Source organism: Elusimicrobiota bacterium (assembly GCA_026388095.1).
In the GTDB taxonomy this organism is placed as follows: Bacteria; Elusimicrobiota; Elusimicrobia; order UBA1565; family UBA9628; genus UBA9628.
Window position 1 is genome coordinate 101,833 of the sequence record JAPLKL010000041.1, and the last position, 20,202, is coordinate 122,034.

Below are 20,202 nucleotides of genomic sequence, written 5' to 3' on the forward strand. Positions count from 1 at the left end.
GGGCCCATTGCTAAGACCTCCATGCGCCTTACGGACCTTCCGAATCAGGGACCATTCGATTAAACTCAATATGCGTGCCCACCGCCAATAGGAAAATACGCTCTCTTCGCGCCCTCTCGATTTCCGTCCTCTTGTGCCAGGCTCTTCCTGCGTTCGGCGCCGTGACGATCTCACTGGCGGTCCCGTCCGTCCAGGATGCCGCAGAAGCCGAGACCCGCATCACGGGGCTACTGAGCTCGCCCGAGAGGAAGACCGAACCTGGACTCGTACGTTATGAGGCCGCAAGCTGGTCCGCGCGCCTTGACCTCGGGAGCCGCGGCCGCACGCTCGCCGAGCTGAAGGCTCAATGGGGCGAGGCCCTGCAAATCCAGGAAAGCGCTCAGGCCGGCAGTCCCTCATATGGCGAGCCGACGTCATCCCGGCTGCCTGCGCGCTTCGGCCAATCCGCGTTGGCCCTCATCCCGGCTGCTCTGCTCGCCGGGCAGCAAGGGCAAGCCTACGACAACCGGCCTGCCGCAGGTTTGGTCCTGGTCAGGGGCGAGGTCAGCGCTGGGGTCCCCGTCCCACTCGTGGGCGCCCCGGCCATCGATAAGGAGCAGCGGGAGAAGGAGTTCGAAGACGTGGTCGTAGACCTTGTCGATGAGCTCTCAGCCAGAGACCCCGTCCTTTTCAACAAGATCCGCGCCGAAGAAGCCCGGATCCGTTCTCTGCCCTCGCGTGAGGCGCGAGTCGCCGCGGTCAACGAAGACTATCCTCTCCTGGAGCGGAGTCTCGACAAGTCCGCCGCGGAGGGCAAGCTCAGTCCCGCAGGCGCGGAGAAGTGGGCCGTGTTCCGCGCCCAAGCGAAGGAAGCCCTCGCCGACGGCACGCTCTTCGAAAAGGCCCTGTTCGCCGGCCGGGCCTTCGACGAGAGGGTCCAGCGCCTGCTGGACCAGGGCAAGACGGTGCTCGACCCGGACCGGAAGCTGCCCGAGAAGAGAGACGAGTACATGCGCCTCTCGCAGAGTATCCATGACCAGCTCGCCGTCCCGCGCAATTCAACGACCCTGACGACGCGCCAGATCGATGAGGTCTTCGGCATCGTCGGCAGGGAATTCGGCATCCGCCCCGATTTCCTCAAATATATGGCGAAGACCGAATCGGGTCTCAAGCAGACGGTCCCTTCGAACCCTGCGGCGGCGGGGATCATGCAGATCGAGAACGTCCACAAGGAGGCCTATTCGGGCAAGCGGAACGTCGCCAACGACACCATCACGAACATCGTCTATGGAGGGCTGCTCCGGGCGCAGACGGACAGGGAGATCGCGAGGCGCTTCTCGGAGGCCGGCCTGGCGCCGCCGAGCAACCCGAGGGTCGTCGAATTCATGGGCGATCTCGCCTACAACCGGGGCCCCGGGCTGCTCAAGTACATCGCGCAGTACGCGGCGCAGCAGAAGATCGATGTGAACAAGTTCGCCGAGTACGTCGCCGGCCCCGGAGGCTCCTACAAGATCATCGACGGGGGCAAGAGCATCACGGTCATCCCGGGTCCAGGGACGAACATCGACAAGACGGGGAAGAACTCCGTGCTGGCGCTGGCCTCAGAAGCCGTCGGCCGGGTCCAATTCAGCAAGAAGCTGGCCGAAGGCCTCGGCGACCGGAACGGCGACGGGCGGGTCGATCATCTCGATGTCTGGCTGACCCGCGGGATCAAATACCTCAGCGACCCCAAGCTGCAGGCTTAGGCCTTCTATCTCACGCGCTCCAGAGGCGCCGGGAAGCCGGCCAGGTGCGCCTTGCCGGAGATGAAGACGGCCATGCGCCGGTACTCGCGGCGCTTGCCCTGCTCGGTCTCGTAGTCGTGCCAGCGGCCGGCGAGCTCCGCGCTCGGGATGTAGCCGTAGCCCAGATGCGTCGAAGGGTCCATCAAGTAGAGGAAATCCCGGTCCATGCCCACCAGGACGACGTAATGGCCGTCCTCCCAGTTGTCGCTCCAATCGTCGGGGGTCGGGTCGTTCTCCGGCCAGGCCTCGATGTCCAGGATCACGGTCTCGCGGCGCTTGAGAGCCTCGGTCAAGTCATCCCAGGACAATCCCTCGCGCATCTCGGCCTTCAGCCCGAAATGCCGGGCTCCCGCGACGAGCCTCGCCGGATGGGTCCCTTCCTCGGGGGTGGTGGCCAGAAGAGGATAAAGGGAGGTCTCGCTGCCGTCATAAGCCCTCCAGTAGCGCAGGACGCCGAGCAGGGCAGCCGCCCCGCAGGAGTAGTTCGTGGCCTGCGCCGTAAGAGGCACTTGCAGGTAATCGGCGGGCAGACGCGGCTGGTAAGCACCCCCGGCCCAGGCCGGGGCAACGGACAGGAGCGCCAGAGCCAGATAAGGGATCATCAGAAGGCCTGCGCCGGGACCAGACCGGCCGCGGGCAGCGGGCCGGCAGCGACCAGCCGTTTCCTTCTTGGATCGACCGTCAGGTTCAAGCCTTCGAGGCTCCGGGCCCCGAGGAGCTGCAGGTCGCCGGGCCGGGCGAAGACGACCTCGTCGACGGTGAAGCGCTCGCCCACGTGAATGATGGCGAATCCGATGTCGCGGCTCACGGTGCGGCCGTTGGCAAGGACGAAACGGACATCTTTCTTCTCCGGGGCCACGCCGATCCCCCTAAGGACGCCTTCGGGTATCCAAGTATGCTCGCTGCCCGTGTCGACGAGCATCCGGCGCACTTCGGCGCTGTGCTCCCGGTACACATGGTCGGCCACCACGCAATCCACAAGGAAGGTCCCCATCTTCTTCCGCATGCCTCCATTATAGCGTCATAGCCCCCGGAGCGCCAGAGGCTTCCACTATATATACGATTTGACCCCCGCATTAGTTCCATCCGATTTTTTCCTGCGGACAGACGCCGGAGGCGGCGCGAAGGAGGCGAGTCCTAATAGCCCTTGGGCATGACCGGGCGCCAGCGGCCCCGGACCTTCCTGAGCTCCTTGAGGTTGCTCCGGATCCAGTCCGCCACGAGCTGGATCTGGTAGCAACCCGGCGCGGTCTCGATGAACACGTCCTCGATGCCCGAGTTGATGATCATGCGTTTGCAGATGCGGCAGGGCTCCGCGCCCTCGATCACATCGCCCGTGTCGGGAGACACCCCCACCAGGTACAGCGTCGCGCCGATCATGTCGAAGCGCGCCGCGTGGATGATGGCGTTCTGCTCCGCGTGCACGGCCCTGCACCACTCGTAGTGCTCGCCCTTGGGTACGCCCAGCTTGACGCGCACGCAGGACCCGACCTCGGTGCAGTTGGCGGTCCGGCGCGGAGCGCCCGCGTAGCCCGTGGACACGATCTGGTCGTTGTTGACGATGACCGCCCCGTAGTGCCGGCGCAGGCAGGTGCTGCGCCGCGCCACCTCCTTGGCGATGTTGAGGTAGTACTGCGGCTTGGAGATCCGACTCTTGGCTTTCATATCGACGCGTCCCTGACCATGCTACCATTTTTGATAAACTCCCTTTATGAAGGTGGAAACCCTCATCCGCGAGGCCCTGCGCGAAGACCTGGGCCGGCTCGGAGACGTGACCACCAAGCTCTTCGTCCCCGCCCGCACGCGCTGGCACGGCTCGGTGCGCGCCCGCCAAGCCGGAGTCATCTGCGGCACGCGCATCGCGGCCCAGGTCTTCCGCGCCTGCGACCCAGGCTGCAAGGTCCGGGTCCTGGTCCGGGACGGCGGAAGGGTGCGGCCCGGCCAGGCCGTGCTCGCGGTCTCCGGAGGCCGGGGCCTGCTCACCGCCGAGCGCACGGCCCTCAATTTCCTGCAGCGCCTCTCCGGAGTGGCCACCGCGACTTCCGCCTATGTTGCCGCGGTGCGCGGCACCAAAGCCGCGATACTCGACACCCGCAAGACCTTGCCCGGCTGGCGGGCGCTGGAAAAATACGCCGTGCGCTGCGGCGGCGGCCGCAACCACCGCATGGGCCTCTATGACGCGGTCATGGTCAAGGACAACCACTGGCTCAAGCCCGAAGCCTTCGGCGAGGCGGTGCGGCGCCTGCGCCGCCGCCACCCCAGCCTGCCCCTGATCATGGAGGCCGACGACCTAAGACAGGTCCGACGCGGCCTGGAGTTCGGCGCCGACGTCATCCTGCTCGACAACATGCCCCGGCCGCGCCTGCGCCGGGCCATCCGATTCATCCGCAAGACCTCGCCGAAGACGCTCATCGAGGTCTCGGGGGGAGTCGGCCTCAAGGGCCTGCGCCCCTTGGCCCGGCTGGGGCCGGACCGCATCTCGGTCGGCCGCATCACGCACAGCGCACCGGCCCTGGACCTGGGCCTGGACCTCGCTTAAGGAGACACCCGATGCCTACGGACCTGCCCGGGATCACCCAGTTGCTGCGCTTGAGCTCCACGGACTCCACCCAAGCCGTGGCCCGTTTCCTGGCCGAGCAAGGCGCCCCGGATCGGACGGTGGTCTGGGCCGACCGGCAGACCGCGGGCCGGGGACGCATGAAGCGGCGCTGGACCTCCCGCGCGGGCGGGCTCTATTTCTCCCTCATCCTGCGGCCGTCCTTCCCCCCCTCGCGCTTGGCGGACTTCAGCCTGGCCACGGCCGGGGCCGCGGCCGAGGCGCTCGCCGTCGCCGGGATATCCTGCGCGGTCAAGCCTCCCAACGATGTCATCGGCTCGCGGGGCAAGCGCTCCGGCAAGGTCTGCGGCATATTGGCCGAAGCTTCCGGCGGCTCGCGCAGCGTGGATTGGGTGGCCCTGGGCGTGGGCATCAACGTCAACAACTCCGTATCCGGGGTCAAAGGAGCCGCAAGCCTCAAGGGACTCACCGGCCGCGCCTGGGAGCCGGCCGAGGTCCTGCGCTCGTTCCTCAAAAGCTTTGCCGACGCCTATCGCGATTTCCGGTGAAGCGGAACCTATTTATCGTATAATACATCGAGAGATTCTTTTATGCCGACGGAGACAGCCATGACCGAGACCTTTCTGACCCGCGCCGGGTACGAGAAGCTGCGCCACGACATCGAGGACCTCAAGAAACGCAAGACCCAGCTCTCCCTCGACATCGCCGAGGCCCGGGAAAAGGGCGACCTCAGCGAGAACGCCGAATACCACAGCGCCAAGGACAAGCTCGGCGAGGTCATGAACCGCATCAACACTTTGCAGGACAAGCTCCAGGGCGCCAAGCTCATTGACGAGATCAAGGCTCCCAAGGACACCGTGGCCATCGGCCGCTCGGTCACCATCAAGGACGACGATGGCGACGAGTCCACCTACACCTTGGTCGGCACGGACGAGTCGGACCCGGACGCCGGGCGCATCTCCGTCTACTCCCCCTTGGCCCAGGGCCTGCTCCACAAGAAGGCCGGCGAGAAGGTCACCGTGGAGATGCCTGCCGGCTCCCGGCAGTTCCTCATCGTCAAGGTCGGGTCTCCCGCTTAGGGACCTTGTCCCTCGCCCAGGACCTCAAGGAGCGCTCCCGCAAGGAGGGAGCCACCGCGGTCGGCATAGCGCCGGCCCAGCCTCCGCCGCAAGCGCCCCTGCTCCAGGAAAGCCCCGGGGAAGCCCTGGCTTTTCTCAAGCGGGATGCCGCGGTCCGGCAGGACGTGCGGCGCTGGTATCCCGAGGCGAAGTCCGTGCTCGTCTGCGGCTTCGCGTACGCGGGACGGCCCGAAGAGGGCAAGCCCGGCACAGGCCGCATCGCCCGCTTCGCCGCCCACGAGGACTACCATCGCGTCCTGAAAGGCCGGATGGACTCCATCCTCTCCTGGCTGCGGCAGAACACGCCGGGAGCCGACGGCCGCATCTTCGTGGATTCCAGCCCGGTGCGGGAGCGGCTCTACGGGGCCGCCGCCGGCCTGGGCTGGATCGGGCGCAACCAGCTCCTCATCTCCGAGACCGCCGGCTCCTTCTTCCTCATCGCCGGGCTGGCCTTGAACCTGGAGCTGGAGACTGACCGGCCGGTGCCCGACCGCTGCGGCTCCTGCCGGCTCTGCCTCGGTGCCTGCCCGACCGGCGCCTTGGGGGACGGCCGATGCTTCGCGGCCGGACGCTGCATCGCCTATCTCACCATCGAGCATCGCGGCCCCATCCCCTTGGACATCCGCCCCGGCCTGGGCCGCTGGGTGGCGGGCTGCGACCTCTGCCAGGAGGCCTGCCCCTGGAACCAGAAGACGGCCCCGGACGGCGTGCTCGCGCCCGTCCTGCCCCCGGAACTGCCTCTGGCCGAACTGGCCGCGCTCGACGAAGCCGGCTTCCGGAAGCGTTTCGGCCGCACGCCGGTCGCGCGGCTCAAACGCCGGGGCCTGGTGCGCAACGCCCTTCTGTCCATGGGCAATTCCGGGGTCGCGGGCCTCAGGCCCGTCCTGGAACGCTTCCGGGCCGACTGCGACCCCGTGCTCCGGGAGCAGGCCCACTGGAGCCTGGCGCGTTTGCCCTCCTAGAGACTAATCTTATAAACTCATCTTCCCACTATGAGGAGCCTGTCCACGCTCAGGTCGCTCCTGCTTGCGGGCGTGGTCATGGCCCTGGCCTCGCTCAGCCTAGCTCAAGCACCGGACCCGGTCCCGGATCTGGAGCTGGTGCCGAGCCGCGAGATGCCCAAGACCCCGAAAGAGAGTGAGATTCCAGTAGGCCTGCGCTGGCTGCTGCACCCCCTCAAGCGCGGGATGATGCTGAACCTGCCGGTCGTGGACACCGACCCCAACCGCGGCGTGACCTACGGGGTCATGCCCATCTGGGTCATACGCGAGAAAGACGGCGAGCGCATCGAGCAGATCCACGCGCCATCCTTGGTCTACAATCACGATTTCGGCCTTGCGCCCACCTATCGCTACTACTACTATCCCCAGACGGACGCGGCTTTGGTGGTGCGCGGCGCCGTGGCCAAGTTCGAGCATGAGGTGCTGGTGCAGTACGATGACTCCAGCTTCAAGGACACGGAGATCGACCTCTCCTTGCGCGCGCAGTGGAACCGGGACGCCGGACAGCGTTACTTCGGCCGCGGCCCGAACTCATCCAAGAACAATGAGACCAACTACACGGAGGATTACATCCAGTACCTGGCCTCCGTGGGCGCGCCCTTCAGACCCCAGAGTCATTGGCGCGCGCATCTCTCCGACTGGTTCACGGCCGACAAGATATCGGACGGCCCCCTGCGGGGGCTGCCCGCCTTCAGCGCCACGTTCCCGAAGTCCTCGCAGGCGGCGTCAGGCCGCGAAGGCATACACGTGCTGCGTCTCGTGGTGGACTACGACACGCGCGACCAGGCCCTGACCACCAGCCGGGGAGCCTATCTGCAGACCTTCGCCGGATACTCGGTCAGGAATCTCGGCAGCGAGGAGGACTTCAGCCGCTACGGGTTCGACGCCCGCTACTTCTTCCCCTGGAACGAAGAGCACAAGACCGTCACCGCGGCGCAGGTCAGGTTCGAGCAGGTCATGGGCAACTCCCCGTTCTGGCTGCAGTCGCGCCTGGGAGGCAAGTACGCCCTGCGCGCTTACGGCGACGGCCGCTACACGGACCGGGGCCTGCTGGTGGGCAACGTGGAACAGCGGTTCACCTTCTACAAGGCCAAGATGGCCGACGTCTGGACCGAGTTCGAGCTCGCCCCCTTCGCCGGCCTGGGCACGGTGTTCAACAACCCCGAGCGCATGGCCGGCCGCTACGCGCGGCCCGTGGTGGGCACCGCGGTCCGCGCCGTGGCCCGGCCTCAGGTGGTAGGGTCCATAGACTTCGGCTACGGCCAAGAGGGCCTCGCCGTGTTCATGGACATCAACTACTCCTTCTGAATCAGGGGGCGGTTGAGGGGGTCCGTCTCGGCCTCGCGGCGCTCACGCTCGGCGCGGACCTGCTCCAGGACCTTCTGCAGATAGGCTGACCTCGGAGAATCGTCCCTCTCCGGCTTAAGGCGGTTGATGAGCTCCAGACCGCTCTCCGGCCCCACTGGACCGACCCCGCCCTCGTCCTGATCCACCACCCGGGTCGAGATGTAGTACCGGTAGTAGAGCCTGCCGCCCTTGCGGAAAGTGCTGGGCGAGGCGAACATCCCCGAGATGTACCCGCAAGTCCAGCGCTCGAGCTTCCCGAAGCGCAGACCGACCTCCTGCTCCGAACCCGCCGCGTAGCGCAGCAAAAGGACCGAGTCCACATCCAGTTTCGGCCCCTTCCCCCCTTTGGCCGGGATCTCGATCCTGCGGCAGGATCGGACCTGCCCCTGATTGCCGGGCAAGTCCCGGAAATCCGGTCCTCCCGGGATCCCCATGAAGGCGGCGGCGCCCTTGCGGTCACCCGCGGTCAAGCGCGCGCAGACCTCGTCGATGATGAACTGGCAGCGCACCAGATCGTCGAAGTCCCGGTACTTGAGGCCGTCCCGGGCCGGGACCGGCGCCGCCTGGAGGACGCAGGGGAGGGCCAATAAGAGCGTCGCGGACAGCAAAGCGTCCCGGCCGGTCACGAATACGCCGGAAGCTCAGGCCTCGGGCTTCGGGTTGTCGTCCACGAACTTCTTGATGTCCTCGATATGATCGACGATGAGCCGGGCTTTGCTCAGGCCGAACTGGAACGGGTACTTGTCCTCAGGGTTGCGCTTGAGGATGATCATCTTGTTTCCCTTGAACTCTCCGAACTCCACTATGGCCATGGTCGCGCCTCCGGTTTGAGCTATGAAGATTGTAGTGAAATATGGACGCTCGTGCGCAACAGGGGGCGTCCTAGCTCGGCGGCTGATCCGCGGGAGGCTCGCCCCGCACGCGCCGCAGGGCCCCGTGGAAGACCGCGCTGATCGCCAAGAAGAGCCCCAAGAGCGAAGCCAGCGGGATGAAGACCCCGGCGAAGAAGTGCAGACGGTCGAGCACGAAGAAAGCCCCGAATGCCAGCGCGGCCATCAGGCACAGGCCGGAGAGGCGCTCGAAGCCCGGCTGCGCCTCGAAAGGCGCCGCGTAGTTGGACGCGGCCAAGGCGGCGCCGGCGCTGACCAGCGGCAGGTAGTACACGACCACGTTGAGCGCCAGCAGGCTCTTGTGCAGGAAGAAGGCGGTGTAGAGGACCACGCACAGGATGGAGACGCCCTGCAGCACGGCCAGATGCGTGGGGAAGGTCGCGAACAAGGCCGCGGCCCGAGGCGAGATCCTCTTCAGGGCCGCGCCCAGGACCGCGGTGGCCGCGGGCAGGGCTGCGAGATAGGCCAGCAGCAGGCTGGGATGGCGCGCCAGGAAGGCCAGGCCGGAATCTATGCTGTACATGGCGCAGGAGACGCGGGCCCCGGTCAGCCGTACTTGTACTTCACGCCCATGCCCCCGATGGGCCAGTCGCAGATGATGTTGTCATAGGGGCAGAGCATGCGGCAGGCGCCGCATTCGATGCAGTTCTCGTAGTTGACCACGATCTTCTGATGCGCCGCCTCCCATTCGTAGACCTTGGCCGGACACACCGTGGCGCAGGGCTTGTCCTGGCACTTCGCCACGCACGGAGACTGCGGCGTGGCGTCGCGCAGGCTGATGTGGCTCTCCGGGGCCTTCTTCCACTCCAAGGTCCCGAGCTTGGCCTCGACCGTCATGTCCACCTTGAGCTCGGGCTTCATATCGCCACCTTGCGCAGAGGCCACAGGTCTTTGGCTATGCGCAGCAGGCCGTGCTCTCGGACGCGCTTGACCGCGGCCTTGAGGTGCTCCCGCTTGGGGACCCCGTCGGCGGCGAAGCGCAGATGCGCCAGGTCGCAAGCCAGCTTGGGATAGGCCCGCAGGAAATCGGGGACCGCGGCCACGGCCTCTTCGAGGTCCTTGATGTCCTCCATGTCGGAGAGCACGTAGCTGGCCTTGAGCTTGGCCGCGTAGGCCGCCAGCGTGGCGGCCGAGAAATCACCCTTCTTCTTGGCCTCCACCACGGTCTCCCCGGCCAGGCGGCCGGCGGTCATGGCCATGTTGGAGCCCTCGCGGTAAGGCGGGTTGGTCATCTGGGCCGCGTCGCCCGCGACCAGGAAGCCGTCCGCGTACAGAGGAGGCATGGACTTGAACCCCCCCTCGGGGATGAGGTGCGAGGAGTACTCCAGGGTCTTGCCGCCGGAGATGAGCTTCTTGATGTAGGGATGCTGCTTGACCAGCTCCAGATGGTCGGAAGGACGCAGGCCCTTGGCCTGGTAGTCGCTCAAGCGACAGCCCACCCCCAAGGAAACCGACTCCTTGTTGGTGTAGATGAAAGCGTAGCCCAGCATGCCCAGCGTGATGGAGCCGTAGATCTCCATGGCCGAGCCCTCTCCCGGGTTGAGTTGGAAGCGGTCTTCGATGACCTTGGAGTCGAGAGCGATGACTTCCTTGGCGCCCAGAGCCACTTCCACGGGCTTGAGCTCGTCGATGAAGCCCGCCTTCTGGGCGAGCAGGGAGTTGGCCCCGTCGCAGGCCAGCACGACCGAAGCTTCCAGCTCGTCTCCGTCCGAAGTCTTGATGCCCGCGATGCGGCCGTCCTTGCGGATGACCTCGTTGACCTTCACCCCGCAGAAGAGCTCGGCGCCGGCGGCCTCGGCCTGGGCCGCGAACCACTGGTCGAACTTGACCCGTATGATGGTGTAGCAGTTCGGCACTCCCTCGAGGAACTTGAGGGATTTGTAGCCGAAGGTGATCCAGGAGTCCTCGGTGGTGATGCAGGCCTTCTGCTCCAGCACGGGCCGCTCCACCGCCGCTTCGGGCTGCTTCCAGAAATCAGGCACCAGTTCGTGGAGCATGCGGGAGTAAAGGACCGCGCCCTGCACGTTCTTGGCGCCCGGGTACTCCCCGCGCTCCAGGAGCGCGACCTTGAGCCCGGCCCGGGCCATGGTCAGGGCGGCCGCGACGCCGGCCGGACCGGCGCCCACGACTATGGCGTCATATGAGGTGTCGGACACGAGGCGAGAGTCAGGCGTTGGGCCGCTGGTCCCGAGCCAGGGCCATCGCGATGGTCTCCAGGAGTTCCTCGGGCTTGAACGGCTTGGTCATGAATCCCGCCACCTGGGGGAACTTCCGGAACAAGGTCTTGGCCGGCTCCAAAGAAGTCAGCACGATGATGGGCATGTCCTTGGTCGCCGGCTCCTGCGCGAGCTTGACCTGCAGGGAATAGCCGTCGATGCCGGGCAGCATCACGTCGAGGATGAGCAGCTCGGGCTTGAACTGGATGATGGCGTCCCAGGCCTGGCGGCCGTTGTCGCAGGTGCGGACCTCGTAGCCCGCGCGCTCCAAAGTGAATTTGACGAGGCTGAGCATCTCGGGCTCATCGTCGACCGCCATGATCCTGTGGGCCATTTTCCCCTCGTTACCGGAAGACTGACGATATCAATTCAACCCGGGGCTGTCAAGCAGCGGCGGGGTCAACGCGGCGCCCCGGGCGCCGTCTCTTGGAAGAACTCCAGCGGCGTCTCCTCGCCCTGCTTGCGCAGCTGGTCGTAGAACCGTGGCATGGACCCGGTGGGGCGCAGCGCGAAGCCCATGCCGCCCGCGGTCTTGCGCGCCTCCACCAGGAACAGGTCCGACAGGGTGATGTTGTCCAATTCCATTCCCGTCAACTCGGTCACTTGGGTCACGCGGCGGGAACCGTCGGCGAGCCGGGCCATGACCACCACCAGGTCGAGGGCCAGCACGATGGTCGAGCGCACGGCGCGCAGCGGCAGCTCCAATCCGGCGGAAAGGACCAAGGTCTCCAGGCGCTGCAGGCCCTCGCGGGCCGAGTTGGCGTGCAAGGTGCACATGACGCCCTCGTGCCCCACGTTCATGGCCTGGAGCATGTCCATGGCCTCCGCGCTGCGCACCTCGCCGACGATGATGCGGTCGGGCCGCATGCGCAGGGTGTTGGTGACCAGGTCGCGCAGGGTGACGTCGGGCAGGCCCGCCGCGTCGCGCACCCGCGTGCGCAGGTACATCACATGAGGCTGAGGGAACATCAGCTCCGGAGTGTCCTCCAGGACGATGATGCGCTCCTCGTTCGGGATCAGCGCGCCGAGGGCGTTGAGGAGCGTGGTCTTGCCCGAGCTGGTGCCCCCGATGATGAGGATGTTGCGGTGATGCTTGACCGCGAACTTCAGGAAAGAGGCGCAGCCCAGCGTGATGGCGCCGCTGCGGGCGATCTCGCCGAGATGCGGCCGGCGGCTGGGCCGCTTGCGGATGGTGACGCAGAGTCCGCCGCGCACCAGCGGCGGGGCGATGACGTGCACGCGCGAGCCGTCCGTCGCCGACAGGTCCGCGTAGGGACGGGCCGGGCCGAAGCTCTCGGTGCGGCCCAGCACGGTCTTGAGGAACAGGTCGATGTCCGCGGGACCGACCTGAAAGGGCTGCTTCTCCAGATGCGTGCCCGCGTGTTCCAGGAACACCGAGCCGTCGTCGTTGACGATGACCTCGATGACCTCGGGGTCCGCGTAGGCCTTCAGGAGGCTCTGGGCGGCGTCGGACATATCTCAGCGCCCCGGGGCCGTCTGGACCACGGCCGCCCGGCAGAAGAGGCAGTGGCGGTCCATGCAGCTGGCGCAGAACAACGCCCCGCAGGAGGTGCAGCGGTAGCGCTTGGGCGCTTGGGCGATGCTCTTACGGCACTTCGCGCAGACTTCCTCGGCCATTGACCCTCCAGAAGCGGCTCATTCTATCATAAAATATCCGCCTATGCGCCGCGTGGAATTCGCCGCCCGCGTCTGGTCCAAGCTGCTGGCCTTCGATCGGGCCGAGGCGCTGCTGGCGCGCGGCGACCGGGTCCTGGCCGCGGTCTCCGGAGGGCCGGACTCCGTCTGCCTGGCCCATTTCCTGCGCACCCTGGGCCGCCGCAAGGGCTTCAGCGTGGCGCTGGCGCACGTCCACCACGGCCTGCGCGGCATCGCGGCGGACCGAGACGCGCGCTTCGTGAGCGAGTTGGGCCGGCGGTGGGATGTCCCCGCCTCCGTCACCAGCGTCCCGGTGCGCGCTCTAGCCAAGAAACGCGGACAAGGGATCGAGGATGCGGCGCGCAAGCTGCGCTATGAGGCTCTGGTCCGGGAAGCGCGGCGTCTGCGGTGCAATAAGATCGCCACCGGCCATCACCTCGACGACCAGGCCGAGACGGTGCTCCTGCACCTGCTGCGCGCCAGCCGCCTCGCGGCTTTGGCCGGGATATCGCCCAAGCGCGCGCTCTCAGGAAAAGTGTCGCTCATCCGGCCGCTGCTGCCTTTGCGGCGCGACGAAGTCCTGGCCTATCTGCGGATTCACGGCTTGAAATACAGGCATGACAGCACCAACCGCGACACGCAGTTCACCCGCAACTGGATCCGCCGGAAGGTCCTGCCTCTGCTGGAGAGCCGCAACCCGAGCATCCGGGAGCGCCTGGCCGCCTTCGCGGCCCAGGCCCGGGCCTTAAATGAGGGGAGATAGCAGGTCGTGGACCTTCAGCCCCGCGCGGGAGAGCAGGACCGGGCCATGGCCGCAGCCCAGGACCTCCAGGTCGAGGGCGCCCATCTTGCGGACCGACTCGCGGGCCGCCACCGGGTCCTGGCAGTGAGCGTCTCCGGGGATTGCGAGGCGGCGGCCGCGATTGTTGAGCGCGTCGCCGCAGAGCAGCGCCTTCTCTCCCGGCTGATATAGGCCGATCGAGCCTGCGGTGTGTCCGGGCAGGCGCAGGACCTGCCACTGAGGCAGATGCCTCAGGGCCTCTCCCTCGTCGATGGGGACCACGACCTCCAGCGGGCGGTAGGGATAGCGCAGGCCGATCAGGAAGCGCAGCAGGCGCATGCCCAGGTTGCGCGGCGGCTGGTCCTGGCCCTTGACCGAGGGGCTGTCGGCGGGGTGCGCGAAGACCTTGACCCGATGCCGTTCCAACAGGCCCCGGGCCCCGCCGGCATGGTCGAAATGGGAATGGCTCAGGACGATAGCCTCGATGTCCCTGATGGAGAAGCCGTTGCGCTCGATCTCCTCGATGAGCCCCGGCGCGGACGAAGGCTGCCCGGTGTCGAAAAGGGTCAGGCCGCGGGTCCCCTCGATGAGATAGCAGTTGGCCAGGGCCGATTCCAGCAGGTAGAGCCCTCGGCGGATGCGCTGCACTAGCGCTCCACGATGCGCAGCGTCTTGATCAGGACCGGCTTGAGCGGCCGGTTGGAGCTCTCCAGCTCGTTGCGCGGCACCTTGGAGATGGCCACGGCCACTCCGAGGCCGTCGGTGACCCGGCCGAAGAGGGTGTTGCGGCCGTCCAGGTCGGGCCCCGGGCCCACGGTGATGAAGAACTGGCTGCCGTTGGTGTCCGGTCCGAAGTTGGCCATGCCGACCAGGCCCGGACGGTCGTAACGAGCCTTGGGGTCGATCTCATCCTTGACCGTGCAGCCGATGTCCCCGTCGCCCCGGCCCGAAGGGTCTCCGGCCTGGATCATGAAGCCCGGGACCACGCGGTGGAACGGCACGCCGTCGTAGAGCGGCTCATAGCGCACCGCGCTGTTGCGCGGGTCGCGCCAGGCCTTCTTGCCCGTGGCCAGTCCGATGAAGTGCGCCACGGTCTTGGGCGCCTTGTCCTTGAGCAGCTCCACCGTTATGGTGCCCATAGAAGTCTCGATCACCGCGAAGGTTCCGGCGGCCTGGGGCCTCTTCTTGCAGCCCGACGGCCCGACGGCCAGCAGCACCGCCAGCAGCGCGATGCGCTTCATGGAGTCAGGAGGTCCTTGGGGAAGCCGATGTCGAGCACCTTGAGCTCGCCGACGAAGGGGCGCGCGTGCGCGGCGACCAGTCCCCGCTTGGGCAGGCCCAAAGTGAGGGTCAGGGCGGCCGTGACGCAAGCCGCGCTGGGACGGCCCGTATCCGGGTCGAGGCCCGAGGGCAGGTCTATGGCCACGACCGGCTTTTTGGACCCGGCGATGGCCTCGATGACTTGGCGCACGGCGCCTTCGGGCTCGCCGCTGGAGCCTGTGCCCAGCAGGCCGTCGAGGATGATGTCGGCGTCGGCCAGCCCGGGCTGGAGCGCGGCCTCGTCCTCGGCCGGGAAGACCGGGACCTTGGCGGCCAAAGCGCGGTCGAGGTTGGTCTGCACGGGTTCGGGGTAGCGGCCCCGCGGGGAGCATATGAAGGCCTGGACCTCGGCCCCCTTCCCATGGAGGATCCGGGCCGCGACCAGGCCGTCGCCGCCGTTGGCGCCCCGGCCGCAGCAGACCGCGACCCGGATGCCGCGCGAGGCGAGGAAGGCCGCGGTCTCCCGGGCCACGGCGCGGCCCGCGTTCTCCATGAGGTCGATGACTTTGAGGCCGCGCTGCTCCGTGGCGATGCGGTCGATCTCGCGCATGCGCTCGGCGGTGACCACGGGCAGGCCCTGGTAGGTGGCGGGGAGGAGTTCCTCGGACATCAATCCAAACCCTTCAAGATCTGCATCACCACGCTGGCCATGGCCAGCGCGAAGGCCAGGCCCGAGGCCATGACCGTGGCCAGGTATGGCAGCGCCAAGGTGATCCAGGCGCGGCCCTGGCTCAACTGGTAGGTATCCTGAAGGCTGCGCGCCTTCAGGCCCAGGTTGTAGAGCCCTACGAATAGGAACGCGGCGGTCAAAGGCCAATGCGCGTGCGGGAGGAAGGCCATGAAGAGCAGGGCCACAGGAATGGCCAGGGCCCAGATCAGGTTGGCCATCCCGAAGAGCACGAAGAGCTCCCCTCCGCTGCCTGGCCGGCCCTCGAAATCCGCGATAAGGTGGAGGACAGCGACCAAAGCCAAGCCCGAGCCGAGCTCCCAAAGGAGGAACAGGGCGAGGATGAACCAGTTGAAAGGCAGCGGGGAGAGGCGGCCGGAAACGCTCATGGCCACGAAGAAGCTCAGCGCGCCCAGCATGAAGCACAGCACGCCCAAAGCCAGAGGACGCCGGACCTTCACGACCGCCGCGGCCTTGAGGTGGTCCTCGAAGAAGTCGAAGACGAGTTCCACGCTAGATCACCAGCCCGTCCAGCGGTATTCCAGGCCCAAGCGGTCCGAGGGCTTGAGGCTGTCGAGGAGGGCCGTCCGGCCTTCCAGGACCCCGTGAAACCGCGAATCGAGCATCTCGAAGATGTCGCTGAAGTGGTCCGCCTCGTGCCGGATGCGGGGCTTGCCCTTCATCCCCGCCAACTGGGCCGCCCAGGCCACCGCGTCGTCGGAATCGCCCAGCCTATCGACGAGCGGGGGGTCGGTATGGAGGGCCTGCTGGCCGGTGTATATGAGGCCCTCGGCCAAAAGCTTGACCTTTTCGACCGGGGCTTTGCGTCCCTCGGCTACGGCGCTCAAGAACTGCCCGTAGGCGTCGTCGATCATGGCCTGCAGCAGCTTGCGCTCCTCAGACGTCATGGCGCGGGCGGGCGAGCCGATGTCCTTGAACTTGCCGGACTTGATGGCTTCCATCTTGTAGCCGACCTTGCCGAAGAGGCCCTCCAGGTTGCTCACCGAGAAGATCACGCCGATGGAGCCGGTCAATGTCCCGGGATGAGCCACGATCTTATCGCAAGCCGAGGCGATGTAATAGCCGCCGGAGGCGGAGATGTCGCCGAAAAGGGCCACGAAGGGGATCTTCTTTTCCCTACGGATACGCATGATCTGGCTGTGGATCTCCTGCACCGCGCCCACGCTGCCGCCCGGCGAGTTGATGTCCAGGACGATGGCCTTGACGCCCTTGGTCTCGGACATGGCCTTGATGTGGCGCACCCACTGCTCTGCGCCTTTCTCCCAAGGACGGCCGCTCTGGGAGTTGGAGATGGGACCATGGATGGTCACCCAGCCCACGGTGTCGCGATCCTTGGCCAAGGAAAGGATGCTCTGGGCCTGCTCCCTCCCGTTGCCGGACCCGCCCGTGCCGGGAGAGCGCAGGATGAGCACGCAGGCCGCGGCCAAGGACGCCGCATAGAGGCCGACCACCGCGTACATGAGCCGCCGTTTGATGCGGCGCCCCCCCGCCGTATGGGACTGGGTGTCGGGAGGCGGTCCCGGAAGGGGTTCAGGGCTGACGGGCATCTGGTCCATGTTCACCTCATTGGCCGATATCGCAAAGAATCACGGAACGCCGAGGGCCGGCGCGGGCCGGCCCTTGGGAAAGACTCCACAAATGGTGGAGGTGGCGAGATTCGCACTCGCGTCCAAACGACGACCAGCAAGATCACTACAGGCTTAGTCCGCCTTGAGCTTCATCCGGGCAAAACCGGCGGGCTGGTACGCCCGGACTAGCCCCGTTCTGGTCTCGATGCCCCCTCCGACGGTGCCAGCGGGAGGACCTCCAGCCTGCTGATGACGCCGGCTACCCCCTAGCAGGTGTCGGGGACCGACGTGTGCTCACTGCTTGTTAGGCAGTGGCCCAGGCCAACTGTGAGTTGGCATTTGTTGTTTAGCCGGATTTTATCCTGGTTCCAGCCACCCAGGGCCTGCGACCGTTGCGGGAACGCCGCCTGTCGAAGCTATTCACCCCCGTATATAGAGAGTATACCAGACGGCCGGGCGCGGCTCAAGCCCGCTGGACCGCGGGCAGGGCTTCCAGAGCCGAGAGGAACTCCCCGGCCGAATGGAAGCGCTGGTCCGGGTCCGCCTGGAAGGCGCGCGCGAACACCAGGTCGATGCCCTGGGGCAGGCCGTTGACTTCCTTGGAGATCGGGCTGTAGGACATGTTGACCTTGTTCATGAGCATCCCGGCTCCGGTGCCGGCGAAGGTGGCCCGGCCGCAGAGCATCTCGTAGACGCAGATGGCCAGGGAATAGACGTCGGCCTCCTTGCGCACCACGCCCTGCTCCTGCTCCGGGGCCATGTAGGGCGGCGTGCCCACCACGGTGTTGGTCATGGAAACGCGGGTGGCGGCGTCCTTGGCCATGCGCGCGATGCCGAAATCCATGACCTTGACGAAGCCTTCCTTGTTGAGCATCACATTCGAGGGCTTGAGGTCCCGATGGATGATGCCGCGGCCATGGGCGTAGTCCAGGGCCGTGACCATCCCGCGGGTGATGCCCAGGGCCTCCTGGAACCCCAACGCGCCCCGGTGCGTGATCATGTCGTAGACGGTCTGGCCGTTGACGAACTCGAAGACCAGGAAGAGCTCGTCGCCCTCCTCGAGAACGGCGTAGATGTCCACGATATTGGGGTGGTGCAGGGCGGCCACGGTCTTGGCCTCGTTGACGAAGCGCAGGCGCTCGCGGCGGTCCAGGCGCAGCTCGTCGCGCATCTTCTTGACCGCGACCTGACGGTTGAGGGTCACATCCGTGCCTTCGAAGACCAGGCCCATGCCGCCCGCGCCGATCTGGCGCAGGATCTTGAACTGGCCGCGCAGCAGTTCGCCCTCCGGCACGCCGAGTGAGCCCGGCGCCCCGGGAGTGGGGCCGCCCGCGGCTGCGGGCGCATCCGCCGCGGCGGTCCTGAATCTCTTGGTCAAGGGCCCGGCCACGGACTGCAGCAAGCCCAAAGCCACGAGTATGCCGCCCAGGACCGCGGCGATGGCCAGCACGCCGTAGCGCCGCGTGCGGCTGGGACGGTTCGAACCCTCCGGGCCGAAAGGCTGAGCTGAGCCGCCCGCCGCCTCGCCCGGGAACAGGAAAAGGATATCGCTGCCCACGGGCCGGTTCCGGGCATCCTGGAGGCTGGCCTGATAGCTCCCTTTCCTCGCCGCGGCCTGCCCCAGCAGGTCCAGCATCTGGTCCCGATGTCCAAGGCCGCCCAGAGCGTAGGCGGCGTTGGCCATGGCGTCGGCGCTGCCCGGGTCGATCTCCAGAGCCGTCCTGGCGGCGGCCAGGGCCGCGTTGTAATCCTTCTGGCGGTTCTTGTCGAAGGCCTTGATCACGAGCAAGGACGCGTCGCGCGGGGACAGCTTGAGTCCGGCCTCGACATCGCGCAGGGAGGCCTCGTACATCCCCTGACGGGAGTAGGCCATGGCCCGCAGGCGGTAGGCGTCCAGGTTGTGGGGGTCGGCGGCCAAGGCGCGGTTGAGATGGGAGATGGCGGCCTGAAAGTCGTTGAGGCGCAAGGCGTTCTGGGCCGACTGCAGGGCGTTGTCCGCCGAGGGATTCTTGTCCGACATCAGGACAGCCGGCCGCGCCGGCCCGCCGGTCCAGCCGCCGCCGAGTCCCCCGGACGGGCTGAGCGCCGCCCCGGCTTGCGCCAGCTGACCCGCCGGGTTGTCTTTCGGCGAGTCGGCGCGGCCTTCGGTCAGCTTGAATACGGCCAGAGCCGCTTGGTCGGTGGGGTCGAGCTGGAGGGCCCGGCGCGCGTCCGCGTTGGCGGCCTGCATCTGCCCCTCCCCGTACAGGATGTTGGAACGCATGTTGAGCGCGGCGACGTTGTTCGGGTCAGCCGCCAGCGCTTGCTCGAGGGCGGGCAGGCAGTTGGGGCCGTTGCAGTCGGGCGGGATGACGGGAGGGTTCGGCTTCGGCGGCCAGGGCGAGGGCGGGTTCGGAGAAGGGGGAGTCGCGGGGTTCAACTCCCGCGCCAACGTCGCCACCTCGGTCTTCAACAGCTTCTGCATACCCTGATCATTCGCGAAATCACCCTGACCTACAGTGGCCTCAAGCTTAGCCTGTGTGGTTTTGATATCTGCGGGATCGTTATCGATGATGGCTCGGCCCATCTGCACGGCTGCTCTGGCATAACTTGCGAAGTCGTCGACATAGCTTTGGGGAATGTTGGACGTGCCGTGTGAATAAGGGCCCAACACGTTGTTGTCCATGCTGTCCAGGACTTTGGGCTTTATTCTCCCCATCTGTTCTTGGAACTGGTGCATCTTATCGGCATTCCACGCTCCTTGGCCGTGGTCCCCATCATGATGCGGTCCAGAGTCCCCAGGCTGATGATCCCCCTCTCCGGGGCCCTCCTTCTGCATCTGGATGAAACGCCTCTCCTGCTCTATGGCTTTCTCGATCTGCTTGCGCGCCTCCTTGCTGGTCAGCATGGGGCCGTCGGCAAACACCGGGGGGCTGGAGATGAATCCTGAGACGATTGCGATGATCAGGAAAGGGGTGGTCTTCATACCTAAGAGTTTATGCAGGCTGCCGGAGTTTGTCAACCCACGGAACTGAAATTAACGGTCTTTTAACCCTGCAGCCCTTGCAGCGCGGCGCCGAATTCCTCCGGCGTGTGGTAGCGCTGCTCCGGATCCGGAGCCAGCGCCTTGGCCACGACCTCGTCGACGCCGGCCGGCAGGCCGGAGACGACCTGGCTCAAGGGGATGTGCTTGCCGTTCACCTTGTTGAGCAGCATGCCGGCGCCCTGGCCGGCGAAAGGCAGCCTGTTGCTGAGCATCTCGTAGAAGCATACCCCGAGGGCGAAGACATCCGATTCCCGGCGCACGCTCCCCTGCTC

The 20,202-nt window shown here is 66.6% G+C and carries 25 protein-coding genes and 1 other RNA gene; 7 read left to right on the forward strand and 19 right to left on the reverse strand.

The features are described 5' to 3' along the window. Positions 1-161: 161 nt before the first annotated feature. The gene (locus NTY77_09740; GenBank protein MCX5795763.1) at positions 162-1,724 is read left to right on the forward strand and encodes a transglycosylase SLT domain-containing protein; all 1,563 of its coding nucleotides are present in this window, start codon (positions 162-164) and stop codon (positions 1,722-1,724) included. A 5-nt stretch (positions 1,725-1,729) separates the two neighbouring features. Here the strand turns inward: NTY77_09740 and NTY77_09745 are convergent, their stop codons facing one another. The 3 genes from NTY77_09745 to NTY77_09755 all read right to left on the reverse strand — a co-directional run bounded on the left by NTY77_09745 (position 1,730) and on the right by NTY77_09755 (position 3,428). Beyond that, entirely contained in the window at positions 1,730-2,365 is a 636-nt protein-coding gene (locus NTY77_09745; GenBank protein MCX5795764.1) for a C39 family peptidase, read from the reverse strand. Next, positions 2,365-2,769: an aspartyl protease family protein gene (locus tag NTY77_09750; GenBank protein MCX5795765.1), complete on the reverse strand. Its 405-nt coding sequence runs from the start codon at positions 2,767-2,769 to the stop codon at positions 2,365-2,367. The genes NTY77_09745 and NTY77_09750 overlap by 1 nt, the downstream gene beginning before the upstream one ends. A 131-nt stretch (positions 2,770-2,900) precedes the next feature. Further along, positions 2,901-3,428, reverse strand: a complete 528-nt coding sequence (locus tag NTY77_09755; GenBank protein MCX5795766.1) for a dCMP deaminase family protein — start codon at positions 3,426-3,428, stop codon at positions 2,901-2,903. 46 nt (positions 3,429-3,474) lie between these two features. Between NTY77_09755 and nadC the strand changes: the two genes are divergently transcribed. From nadC to NTY77_09780, 5 genes are read left to right on the forward strand one after another with little or no spacing between them, the layout of a single operon-like run. Next, the gene (nadC, locus tag NTY77_09760) at positions 3,475-4,302 is read left to right on the forward strand and encodes a carboxylating nicotinate-nucleotide diphosphorylase (protein MCX5795767.1); all 828 of its coding nucleotides are present in this window, start codon (positions 3,475-3,477) and stop codon (positions 4,300-4,302) included. Between the two features lie 11 nt (positions 4,303-4,313). Next, positions 4,314-4,868: a biotin--[acetyl-CoA-carboxylase] ligase gene (locus tag NTY77_09765; GenBank protein ID MCX5795768.1), complete on the forward strand. Its 555-nt coding sequence runs from the start codon at positions 4,314-4,316 to the stop codon at positions 4,866-4,868. A 60-nt stretch (positions 4,869-4,928) separates the two neighbouring features. Further along, complete coding sequence (gene greA / locus NTY77_09770) at positions 4,929-5,399, forward strand: transcription elongation factor GreA (GenBank protein ID MCX5795769.1); 471 nt, start codon at positions 4,929-4,931, stop codon at positions 5,397-5,399. A gap of 5 nt (positions 5,400-5,404) precedes the next feature. Further along, the gene (queG, locus tag NTY77_09775; protein MCX5795770.1) at positions 5,405-6,400 is read left to right on the forward strand and encodes a tRNA epoxyqueuosine(34) reductase QueG; all 996 of its coding nucleotides are present in this window, start codon (positions 5,405-5,407) and stop codon (positions 6,398-6,400) included. Positions 6,401-6,430: 30 nt separating this feature from the next. Beyond that, the gene (locus NTY77_09780) at positions 6,431-7,747 is read left to right on the forward strand and encodes a BamA/TamA family outer membrane protein (GenBank protein ID MCX5795771.1); all 1,317 of its coding nucleotides are present in this window, start codon (positions 6,431-6,433) and stop codon (positions 7,745-7,747) included. Here NTY77_09780 and NTY77_09785 read toward each other — a convergent pair. The 8 genes from NTY77_09785 to NTY77_09820 form a co-directional block, all read right to left on the reverse strand. Continuing rightward, positions 7,735-8,412, reverse strand: coding sequence for a hypothetical protein (locus NTY77_09785; protein MCX5795772.1), 678 nt, complete (start codon positions 8,410-8,412; stop codon positions 7,735-7,737). The two genes, NTY77_09780 and NTY77_09785, sit on opposite strands and share 13 nt — an antisense overlap. Positions 8,413-8,427: 15 nt before the next feature. Next, complete coding sequence (locus tag NTY77_09790; GenBank protein ID MCX5795773.1) at positions 8,428-8,598, reverse strand: hypothetical protein; 171 nt, start codon at positions 8,596-8,598, stop codon at positions 8,428-8,430. Between the two features lie 70 nt (positions 8,599-8,668). After that, positions 8,669-9,199: a hypothetical protein gene (locus tag NTY77_09795; protein MCX5795774.1), complete on the reverse strand. Its 531-nt coding sequence runs from the start codon at positions 9,197-9,199 to the stop codon at positions 8,669-8,671. A 23-nt stretch (positions 9,200-9,222) separates the two neighbouring features. Further along, positions 9,223-9,537 (reverse strand): 4Fe-4S dicluster domain-containing protein, encoded by a 315-nt coding sequence (locus NTY77_09800; GenBank protein MCX5795775.1) that lies wholly within the window; start codon positions 9,535-9,537, stop codon positions 9,223-9,225. Beyond that, a complete protein-coding gene (locus NTY77_09805; protein ID MCX5795776.1) occupies positions 9,534-10,832 on the reverse strand; it encodes an FAD-dependent oxidoreductase in 1,299 nt (432 codons plus the stop codon). The genes NTY77_09800 and NTY77_09805 overlap by 4 nt, the downstream gene beginning before the upstream one ends. 10 nt (positions 10,833-10,842) lie before the next feature. Beyond that, positions 10,843-11,226: a response regulator gene (locus NTY77_09810; GenBank protein MCX5795777.1), complete on the reverse strand. Its 384-nt coding sequence runs from the start codon at positions 11,224-11,226 to the stop codon at positions 10,843-10,845. 65 nt (positions 11,227-11,291) lie between these two features. Next, positions 11,292-12,368, reverse strand: coding sequence for an ATPase, T2SS/T4P/T4SS family (locus tag NTY77_09815; protein MCX5795778.1), 1,077 nt, complete (start codon positions 12,366-12,368; stop codon positions 11,292-11,294). Between the two features lie 3 nt (positions 12,369-12,371). Further along, positions 12,372-12,530 (reverse strand): hypothetical protein, encoded by a 159-nt coding sequence (locus tag NTY77_09820; GenBank protein MCX5795779.1) that lies wholly within the window; start codon positions 12,528-12,530, stop codon positions 12,372-12,374. A 43-nt stretch (positions 12,531-12,573) separates the two neighbouring features. On the opposite strand from NTY77_09820, the gene tilS reads away from it, so the two are divergent. Beyond that, entirely contained in the window at positions 12,574-13,311 is a 738-nt protein-coding gene (gene tilS, locus NTY77_09825; protein MCX5795780.1) for a tRNA lysidine(34) synthetase TilS, read from the forward strand. On the opposite strand, the gene NTY77_09830 is transcribed toward tilS, so the two are convergent. From NTY77_09830 to NTY77_09865, 8 genes are all read right to left on the reverse strand, one after another. Beyond that, entirely contained in the window at positions 13,294-13,977 is a 684-nt protein-coding gene (locus NTY77_09830) for an MBL fold metallo-hydrolase (GenBank protein ID MCX5795781.1), read from the reverse strand. The two genes, tilS and NTY77_09830, sit on opposite strands and share 18 nt — an antisense overlap. Then, a complete protein-coding gene (locus tag NTY77_09835) occupies positions 13,977-14,570 on the reverse strand; it encodes a peptidylprolyl isomerase (GenBank protein MCX5795782.1) in 594 nt (197 codons plus the stop codon). Before NTY77_09835 ends, NTY77_09830 begins: the two co-directional genes overlap by 1 nt. Continuing rightward, positions 14,567-15,259, reverse strand: a complete 693-nt coding sequence (locus NTY77_09840) for an NAD(P)H-hydrate epimerase (GenBank protein MCX5795783.1) — start codon at positions 15,257-15,259, stop codon at positions 14,567-14,569. Before NTY77_09840 ends, NTY77_09835 begins: the two co-directional genes overlap by 4 nt. After that, positions 15,259-15,828 carry a hypothetical protein gene (locus tag NTY77_09845; GenBank protein ID MCX5795784.1) on the reverse strand — a complete coding sequence of 190 codons (570 nt, stop codon included), beginning with the start codon at positions 15,826-15,828 and terminating at the stop codon, positions 15,259-15,261. The genes NTY77_09840 and NTY77_09845 overlap by 1 nt, the downstream gene beginning before the upstream one ends. A 6-nt stretch (positions 15,829-15,834) precedes the next feature. Beyond that, positions 15,835-16,893, reverse strand: coding sequence for a signal peptide peptidase SppA (gene sppA / locus NTY77_09850; GenBank protein MCX5795785.1), 1,059 nt, complete (start codon positions 16,891-16,893; stop codon positions 15,835-15,837). An 83-nt stretch (positions 16,894-16,976) separates the two neighbouring features. Further along, positions 16,977-17,333: a transfer-messenger RNA gene (gene ssrA / locus NTY77_09855) on the reverse strand. Between the two features lie 35 nt (positions 17,334-17,368). After that, entirely contained in the window at positions 17,369-19,369 is a 2,001-nt protein-coding gene (locus NTY77_09860; protein ID MCX5795786.1) for a protein kinase, read from the reverse strand. 563 nt (positions 19,370-19,932) lie between these two features. Continuing rightward, the coding region (locus tag NTY77_09865) for a hypothetical protein (GenBank protein ID MCX5795787.1) at positions 19,933-20,202 on the reverse strand (270 nt) is incomplete at its 5' end.

Excerpts from the sequence above, each read along its gene's own strand:
- NTY77_09745 (MCX5795764.1), bottom strand. The coding sequence starts at position 2,365 with ATGATCCCTTATCTGGCTCTGGCGCTCCTGTCCGTTGCCCCGGCCTGG.
- NTY77_09750 (MCX5795765.1), bottom strand. The coding sequence starts at position 2,769 with ATGCGGAAGAAGATGGGGACCTTCCTTGTGGATTGCGTGGTGGCCGAC.
- NTY77_09755 (MCX5795766.1), bottom strand. The coding sequence starts at position 3,428 with ATGAAAGCCAAGAGTCGGATCTCCAAGCCGCAGTACTACCTCAACATC.
- nadC (MCX5795767.1), top strand. The coding sequence starts at position 3,475 with ATGAAGGTGGAAACCCTCATCCGCGAGGCCCTGCGCGAAGACCTGGGC.
- NTY77_09765 (MCX5795768.1), top strand. The coding sequence starts at position 4,314 with ATGCCTACGGACCTGCCCGGGATCACCCAGTTGCTGCGCTTGAGCTCC.
- greA (MCX5795769.1), top strand. The coding sequence starts at position 4,929 with ATGACCGAGACCTTTCTGACCCGCGCCGGGTACGAGAAGCTGCGCCAC.
- NTY77_09780 (MCX5795771.1), top strand. The coding sequence starts at position 6,431 with ATGAGGAGCCTGTCCACGCTCAGGTCGCTCCTGCTTGCGGGCGTGGTC.
- NTY77_09790 (MCX5795773.1), bottom strand. The coding sequence starts at position 8,598 with ATGGCCATAGTGGAGTTCGGAGAGTTCAAGGGAAACAAGATGATCATC.
- NTY77_09795 (MCX5795774.1), bottom strand. The coding sequence starts at position 9,199 with ATGTACAGCATAGATTCCGGCCTGGCCTTCCTGGCGCGCCATCCCAGC.
- NTY77_09800 (MCX5795775.1), bottom strand. The coding sequence starts at position 9,537 with ATGAAGCCCGAGCTCAAGGTGGACATGACGGTCGAGGCCAAGCTCGGG.
- NTY77_09810 (MCX5795777.1), bottom strand. The coding sequence starts at position 11,226 with ATGGCCCACAGGATCATGGCGGTCGACGATGAGCCCGAGATGCTCAGC.
- NTY77_09815 (MCX5795778.1), bottom strand. The coding sequence starts at position 12,368 with ATGTCCGACGCCGCCCAGAGCCTCCTGAAGGCCTACGCGGACCCCGAG.
- NTY77_09820 (MCX5795779.1), bottom strand. The coding sequence starts at position 12,530 with ATGGCCGAGGAAGTCTGCGCGAAGTGCCGTAAGAGCATCGCCCAAGCG.
- tilS (MCX5795780.1), top strand. The coding sequence starts at position 12,574 with ATGCGCCGCGTGGAATTCGCCGCCCGCGTCTGGTCCAAGCTGCTGGCC.
- NTY77_09835 (MCX5795782.1), bottom strand. The coding sequence starts at position 14,570 with ATGAAGCGCATCGCGCTGCTGGCGGTGCTGCTGGCCGTCGGGCCGTCG.
- NTY77_09840 (MCX5795783.1), bottom strand. The coding sequence starts at position 15,259 with ATGTCCGAGGAACTCCTCCCCGCCACCTACCAGGGCCTGCCCGTGGTC.
- sppA (MCX5795785.1), bottom strand. The coding sequence starts at position 16,893 with ATGGACCAGATGCCCGTCAGCCCTGAACCCCTTCCGGGACCGCCTCCC.
- NTY77_09860 (MCX5795786.1), bottom strand. The coding sequence starts at position 19,369 with ATGCAGAAGCTGTTGAAGACCGAGGTGGCGACGTTGGCGCGGGAGTTG.